This window comes from Acidimicrobiia bacterium (assembly GCA_035948415.1).
Classification (GTDB): Bacteria; Actinomycetota; Acidimicrobiia; order IMCC26256; family PALSA-555; genus PALSA-555.
Genome location: DASZJD010000101.1, coordinates 1 through 6,883 on the forward strand (window position 1 = coordinate 1; position 6,883 = coordinate 6,883).

At 74.6% G+C, this 6,883-nt stretch carries 9 protein-coding genes; 7 read left to right on the top strand and 2 right to left on the bottom strand.

Features of this window, described 5'->3' with window-relative positions; genetic code table 11:
* Together VG869_13950 and VG869_13955 are read left to right on the top strand one after the other, a co-directional pair.
* A partial coding sequence (locus tag VG869_13950) for a hypothetical protein (protein HEV3452284.1) occupies positions 1-319 on the top strand: 319 nt, incomplete at its 5' end.
* 50 nt (positions 320-369) lie between these two features.
* On the top strand, positions 370-744 hold the full coding sequence (locus VG869_13955; protein HEV3452285.1) for a hypothetical protein: 375 nt from the start codon (positions 370-372) through the stop codon (positions 742-744).
* A 24-nt stretch (positions 745-768) separates the two neighbouring features.
* On the opposite strand, the gene VG869_13960 is transcribed toward VG869_13955, so the two are convergent.
* Both VG869_13960 and VG869_13965 read right to left on the bottom strand, forming a co-directional pair.
* Entirely contained in the window at positions 769-1,593 is an 825-nt protein-coding gene (locus VG869_13960) for an SDR family oxidoreductase (protein ID HEV3452286.1), read from the bottom strand.
* On the bottom strand, positions 1,593-2,435 hold the full coding sequence (locus VG869_13965; protein ID HEV3452287.1) for an SDR family oxidoreductase: 843 nt from the start codon (positions 2,433-2,435) through the stop codon (positions 1,593-1,595). The genes VG869_13960 and VG869_13965 overlap by 1 nt, the downstream gene beginning before the upstream one ends.
* 93 nt (positions 2,436-2,528) lie before the next feature.
* Here VG869_13965 and VG869_13970 point away from each other — a divergent pair, with 93 nt between their 5' ends.
* The 5 genes from VG869_13970 to VG869_13990 all read left to right on the top strand — a co-directional run.
* Positions 2,529-3,557 (top strand): LLM class F420-dependent oxidoreductase, encoded by a 1,029-nt coding sequence (locus VG869_13970; protein HEV3452288.1) that lies wholly within the window; start codon positions 2,529-2,531, stop codon positions 3,555-3,557.
* 78 nt (positions 3,558-3,635) lie between these two features.
* The gene (locus tag VG869_13975; protein HEV3452289.1) at positions 3,636-4,352 is read left to right on the top strand and encodes a (Fe-S)-binding protein; all 717 of its coding nucleotides are present in this window, start codon (positions 3,636-3,638) and stop codon (positions 4,350-4,352) included.
* Positions 4,349-5,785: a lactate utilization protein B gene (locus tag VG869_13980; GenBank protein ID HEV3452290.1), complete on the top strand. Its 1,437-nt coding sequence runs from the start codon at positions 4,349-4,351 to the stop codon at positions 5,783-5,785. The genes VG869_13975 and VG869_13980 overlap by 4 nt, the downstream gene beginning before the upstream one ends.
* Complete coding sequence (locus VG869_13985) at positions 5,763-6,302, top strand: lactate utilization protein (protein HEV3452291.1); 540 nt, start codon at positions 5,763-5,765, stop codon at positions 6,300-6,302. The genes VG869_13980 and VG869_13985 overlap by 23 nt, the downstream gene beginning before the upstream one ends.
* A 21-nt stretch (positions 6,303-6,323) precedes the next feature.
* Positions 6,324-6,883, top strand: a 560-nt coding sequence (locus tag VG869_13990; GenBank protein HEV3452292.1) for a TIGR03620 family F420-dependent LLM class oxidoreductase, incomplete at its 3' end; no start/stop codon positions are given.

Consider the following 6,883-nt stretch of genomic DNA (forward strand, 5'->3'; position numbering starts at 1 on the left):
GTCAGCGCTGATCCACCTCTACCTGTGGGCCGACGGCTACCGGCAGGTGACCACCATCGGGCCGCTGTTCCTCGCGCAGGGCGTCGTCGGGCTCGCCCTCGCCGTCCTGCTGATCGCGTACCCGAAGGCCGTCGCCGCCGCCGTCGGCGTCGGCTACCTGCTCGCCACCCTGGTCGGCCTCGTTCTCAGCGCGTCGGTCGGTTTCCTCGGCTTCATGGACACTTTCGACGCCCCGTGGGCCAGCACCTCGCTCCTCGTCGAGGCCGCGGGCGTGCTGACGCTCACGGTCGGCGCCGCGCTGTGCCTGCGAAGGACCTGAGCCCGCCACCGCCAGCACATCCGCCAACCGGGGGACGAAAGGAAAGCACCGTGCACCGGACCCGTCTCCTGTTCTCGATCGTCGCCGCGGCCGCGCTGGCAATCCTCGGCACCGTCGTCGTCCTCACGACGTCGCCGGGATCGTCCGGAACCGTCACCACGCGCCGCGCGGCGCCGCCCGTCACCACGACGGCACCGCCGGCGACGACCACCATCCCGCCGACCACGACCGCGCCCCCACCGCCGCCACCCCCGCCGGTGACGAGCCCGCCCGTCGTCGCCGCGCCGCGCCCGGTGGCACCGCCGCCCGTGGCCGCGCCGCGACCGCCGATGAACTCGGCCGGCTCCGGGATCCCCCAGAACAACGGTGGGGATCACGACGCCGACAACAACGGGGGCCCGAGCGACGGGGACGGCAACGTCTGACGCCCCGGCGGCGGCGGCGCCCGACTACGGCAGGTTGGGCGGCGTCGGGAGGCGCTCGATCTGCTCCCGGACGAAGGCGTCGAGGTCCTGGCCCCGGCGGGCGACACGCTCGAGGATCGGCTCCGGATGGGTGAGCACGAGAAAGCGCTCGTGCTCGATCGCGTCGCAGACGAGCCGGCCGGGGACCGCGGGCGTGACCGGCTCGTCGAGAGGCATGGGCTGCATCCACGCCGAGACGTCGTCGACGCCGCCGACCCGTGCCGTCTCCGCCATGTTCGAGGCCACGAGGCCCGGGCACAGCACCGAGACGCCGACGCCGAGCGGGCGCAGGTACAGGGCGAGCGCCTCGGTCAGCCCGACGACCCCGAACTTGGCCGTGATGTACGGGATCGTGTCCCAGGCGTACGCGTAGAGCCCGGCCACGGACGCCGTGTTGACGACCCAGCCCCGGCCCTGGTGGCGGAGGTGGGGCACGAAGGCCCGGACCCCGCGGATGACCCCGTAGAGGTTGATCTGCAGGATCCAGTTCCACTCCTCCATCGAGAGCGTGTCGGGCGGGCCGAGCAGCGCCACGCCGGCGTTGTTCATGACCACGTCCACCCGCCCGAAGGTGTCGAGGACCCGTGCCTCCAGCCGCTCGACGTCGGCGTCGCTCGACACGTCGCAGTGCACCGGCAGCGCGGCCGCGCCGAGCTCCTCGAGCGCGCCCGCGGTCTCGCCGAGGCGATCGTCGTTGACGTCCGCCAGTGCGACGCCCCGGGCGCCGCGACGGGCGAGCTCGAGGGCCGTCGCCCGGCCGATGCCGCTCGCGCCGCCGGTGACGACGGCGACGGTCCCGCCGAGCTCCATCAGTCGCCTTCCGTCACCAGCCGTCGGGCCGGATCCCCGCGGAAGCCCGGCTCGGCGAACGCGGCGAAGTCGGCGCCCTTGCGCAGGGACTGGCCGCCGTCGACGCTGATGCACTGCCCGGTGATCCAGCTCGACTCGGGTCCGATGAGGAAGCGGACGAGCGCGCCGACGTCGTCGACCGTGCCGACCCGGTGGAGCGGGATGTTCTCGAGGTAGCTGTCGAGCACGGGACCGCCGGCGGTGATCGGCGCCATGAGCTCGTTGTCGATGATCCCCGGGCGAACGGAGTTCACCCGCACGCGACCCGGCCCGAGCTCGTCGGCGGCGACGCGCACGATCATGTCGAGACCGGCCTTCGCGGCCCCGTAGGCGCCGAGGAAGCGGAAGGTGTCGAGCCCGGCGTGGGACGAGACGCCGACGAAGGAGCCGGCGCCGCTGTCGGCCAGGAGCGGCGCCGAGTGCTTGAGGGTCAGGAAGGTGCCGATCACGTTGAGGTCGATGGTGGCTCGAACCGCGCCGACGTCGGCGAGCACGAGCGGACCCATGTGGAGGGAGCCGCCGGCGGCCGCGACGACGCCGTGCAGCCGCCCGGTCGGCCGCGCCGCCTTCGCCACCGCCGCCCGGACGTCGTCCTCGTCGGTCACGTCGGCCGCGATCGTGTGGACCGCGGCCCCCGGCGCGGCCACGGCGCGCAGCCGCTCCGCCGCGGCGTCCAGCTTCTCGGCGGTCCGGCCGCAGATCGTCACCGACGCCCCGTCACGGGCCAGCGCCGCGGCGCAGCCCTCCCCGATGCCGCTGCCGCCGCCAGTCACCAGCGCCCCGTATCCGTCGAGCGCGCCCATCGAAAGGTCCTTCCCGCGGCGAGCCGTGCGAGCGCATAGGTTCTCACCCGTGCCCGTGCGCTCGCATCCGCCGACGGCGTCCGGGGCCCGGCGATGAGGCTCGGCCTCCAGCTCGGCTACTGGGGCGCGCAGCCGCCGGCCGCCGCCCAGGACCTCGTCGTCGAGGCGGAGCAGCTCGGCTACGACTCGGTGTGGACGGCCGAGTCGTGGGGCTCGGACGCGCTGACGCCCCTGGCGTGGTGGGGGTCGCGGACGTCGCGGATCCGCCTCGGCACCGACCTCATCCAGCTCTCGGCCCGGCAGCCCACGGCGACGGCGATGGCCGCCCTCACCCTGGACCACCTCTCCGGCGGGCGCTTCGTGCTGGGGCTCGGCGTGTCGGGGCCGCAGGTCGTCGAGGGCTGGTACGGGATGCCGTTCCCGAAGCCGCTGGCCCGAACCCGTGAGTACGTCTCGATCATCCGGTCGGTGCTCGCCCGCGAGGAGCGGGTGACGAGCCCCGGACCGCACTACCCGCTCCCCCACCCCGGCGGGCTGGGCCTCGGGAAGCCGCTCCGGTCGATCGTGCACCCGCTGCGCGCCGACCTGCCCATCATCCTGGGGGCGGAGGGGCCGAAGAACGTGGCGCTGGCGGCCGAGATCGCCGACGGCTGGTTCCCGATCTTCTACTCCCCCCACCACGAGCAGCTGTACGCCGACGCGCTCGAGGAGGGCTGGGCCCGCCCCGGTGCGCGGCGCGGGCGGGACAACTTCGAGATCCTGCCGACCGTCACCGTGATCGTCGACGACGACGTCGAGCGGGCCGCCGACGCCATGAAGCCCGGCATCGCGCTGTACGTGGGCGGGATGGGGGCGCGGGAGATGAACTTCCACTTCGACGTGTTCTGTCGCCTCGGCTACGAGGCCGAGGCCACGAAGATCCAGGACCTCTACCTCGACGGCCGCAAGGACGAGGCGACCGCGGCCGTCCCCCGCCGCATGGTGGAGGAGATCGCGCTGATCGGCCCGCGGGAGAAGATCCGGGACGACCTCGAGGTCTGGGAAGGGTCGCGCGTGACCACGATGCTGATCGGCGCGCACGACCCGAGCGTGATGCGGCTGATGGCCGAGCTCGTCCTGTGACGCGCTGATCCGCCCACGAGCCGGCTCGATCGGCGACCGGTGAGAGCGTCGGGCCGAAGATGATGATATGAACGAGCGGTGCTCGTCGCGCTGTTCGTCACCTGCCTCGTCGACCAGTTCGCGCCCTCCACCGGCCGCTCGGCCGTCCGCCTGCTCGAGGCCGCCGGCTGCGACGTCGCCTTCCCGGACGGCCAGACGTGCTGCGGCCAGCCCGCCTTCAACGCCGGCTACCGGGGCGACGCCCGTCGGCTGGCCCGGCACTTCGCGGCCGTGTTCGGCGAGTACGAGGCGATCGTCGCCCCGTCGGGCTCGTGCGTCGCGATGGTGCGCCGGTACTACCCGACCCTCGTGAGCGGCGACGAGCGCACCCGGCTCGAGGCGATCGCCGCGAAGACGCACGAGCTCACCGAGTTCCTCGTCGACGTCCTCGGCCGAACCGATCTTGGCGCGCGCGCCGAGGGGCCCGTGACGTACCACCCGTCCTGCCACCTGCTGCGCGAGCTCGGCGTCCGCGACGCGCCCCGTCGGATCCTCGATGCCGCCGGGGCGTCGGTGGTCGAGCTGGCCGACGCCGATCGCTGCTGCGGCTTCGGCGGCGCCTTCTCCGTGCTGCACCCCGAGATCGCGGTCCCGATGGCCGACGAGAAGCTCGACCACGCCGCCGCCACCGGCGTCCGCACCCTGACCGCGTGCGACACCGGCTGCGTGATGCACCTGGCCACGAGGGCGGAGCGGCGAGGGCTCGACCTCGCCGTGCGCCACCTCGCCGACGTCGTCGCCGACGGCCTGCCGTGACCACCTCGGGCGAGCTGGCCCGCCATCGCCACCCGGGTGACCCGCTCCCGCCGCTCCGAGCCCGGGTGGACGCCACCCTGCAGGACGCCGAGCTGCGCGGCGCGTTCCGCGTCATGGCCCAGCGGTTCAACGAGGCCCGCCGGGTGGCGATGGCCCCGCCCGGCATGGCGGCGCTCAAGGCCGACGGCACGCGGATCCGCGCCGAGGGCGTCCGCGCCCTGCCCGCCAACCTCGCCCGCGCCGAGGCGTCGCTGCGCCGCCTCGGTGTCCACGTCCACCACGCGACCACCGGGCCGGACGCCGCCGAGCTGATCGCCACGCTCGCGGTCGGCGCCGGAGCGAGCCGGGCCGTGAAGGCGAAGTCGATGGCCACCGAGGAGATCGACCTCAACGAGCACCTCGAGCGGCACGGCATCGAGGTCTTCGAGACCGACCTCGGGGAGTGGATCGTCCAGAAGGCCGACGAGCGACCGAGCCACATCATCGCGCCGGCGGTCCACAAGACCCGCCCGCAGGTCACGAGGCTGTTCTCGCGTCTCGCCGGGCGCGACCTCCCGGACCAGCGGGAGGAGCTCTGCGCGTTCGCCCAGCAGCGGCTGCGCGAGGTGTTCCTCACCGCCGACCTCGGGATCAGCGGCGCGAACTTCGTCTGCGCCGACACCGGCACGATCGTCCTCGTCACCAACGAGGGCAACGGCCGCCTCACGACCTCGCTGCCCCGGGTGCACATCGCGCTGGTGCCGGTCGAGAAGGTGCTGGCCCGGTTCGCCGATCTCGCCACCATGCTCCCGCTGCTGATCCGGAACGCGACCGGGCAGAAGCTGACCTCGTACGTCACGATGATCAACGGGCCGCGACGTGCGGGCGAGCTCGACGGCCCCGACGAGGTCCACGTCGTCTTCCTCGACGCCGGCCGCACCGCGCTGCTCGGCACCCCGTTCGAGGACATGCTGCGCTGCATCCGCTGCGGAGCGTGCCTGAACGTCTGCCCGGTCTACGGGACGATCGGCGGTCACGCCTACGGCGGCGTGTACCCGGGGCCGATGGGCGCGGTGCTCACCCCGCTGCTGTCGCGGATGCGGGACGGCACCGACCTCCCCGAGGCCACGAGCCTCTGCGGCGCCTGCTCGGAGGTCTGCCCGGTCGGCATCCCGCTCCACGACCTGCTCCTCGAGCTCCGCGCCGCGGTGGCGGGGAGTCCTCGCACGCGCTCGCTCGGTCGGCGCGCCTTCTTCGCCGTGTGGAGCCGGGCCTGGTCGCGGCCGAGGCTCTACCGCGGGTCGGCGCGCGTGGCGACGGTCGCCCGCCGGTACCCGCGCTGGGCGCGGCATCTCCCGCTGGCCCGGGCCTGGCACGAGGGTCGTGAGCTCCCGCCGCCCGTCGGCGAGACCTTCCACGCCTGGTGGCGTCGTGCCCGAGCCCCGGCCCGGTGACCCCGAGCTCGTCGGCCGCTTCGCCGAGGAGCTGACCGCCGCCGACGGCACCGCGCACCGCGGGGCCGAGCCCTCCGGTGTCGCCCTCGAGGTCGCCGGCCCCGAGCCGACGGTGGTCGCCGTCGACGACGACCCCGGCCTCGAGGCCGTGGCCGACGCGCTCGTCGGCGCCGGTCACCGGGTCGTCCGCCCGAGCGACGAGGGGTACCGGGCGACCCTGCCGCACGCGGCCGTCGGCGTCACCCGCTGCGTCGCCGCCATCGCCGACACCGGCACCCTCCTGCTGGGCTTCGACCGCTCGCACCCGCGGGCCACGAGCCTCCTGCCCCGCTCCCACCTCGCGGTGGTCGAGGCCGAGGACCTCGTCGCCTCGCTCGCCGAGGCGCTGGCCCGGATCCCGTCGCCGCCGCCGAGCGCGGTGACGCTCGTCACCGGGCCCAGCCGCTCCGCCGACATCGAGCAGATCCTGACGCTGGGCGTCCACGGGCCGGCGCAGGTGCACGTGGTCCTCCCGTAGCCGAGCCGCGAGACTGTCGGCGTGGAGCTCGGGGCGGTCGGCGTCTGGACCCCGGAGCTTCGCTACGGCGACCGCGGCGAGGCCCGCGACGCCGCCGCCGAGCTCGAGCAGCTGGGCTACGGGGCGCTGTGGCTGCCCGGCGGCATCGGCGGCGACATCTTCGACGCGTGCGCGGCCGTGCTCGACGTCACGAGCCGAGTCGTGGTGGCGACCGGGATCGTGAACATCTGGATGCACGACGCCGTCGACACCGCCGCCGCCCACCACCGCCTCGTCGACGCGCACCGCGGGCGATTCCTGCTCGGGCTTGGCGTGAGCCACGCGCCCCTCGTCGACGCCGGGCACGCCGGCCGCTATCAGCAGCCGCTACGGGCGATGGAGCAGTATCTCGACGCGCTCGACGCGGCCGCGCCGCCGGTGCCGGTCGCCGAGCGCGTCCTCGCCGCGCTCGGACCGCGCATGCTCGGGCTGGCCCGTGACCGCAGCGCGGGCGCCCACCCCTACCTCGTCACGCCGGCGCACACGGCCGAGGCTCGGTCCGTCCTCGGCCCCGCCGCGGTCCTCGCGCCCGAGCAGCCGGT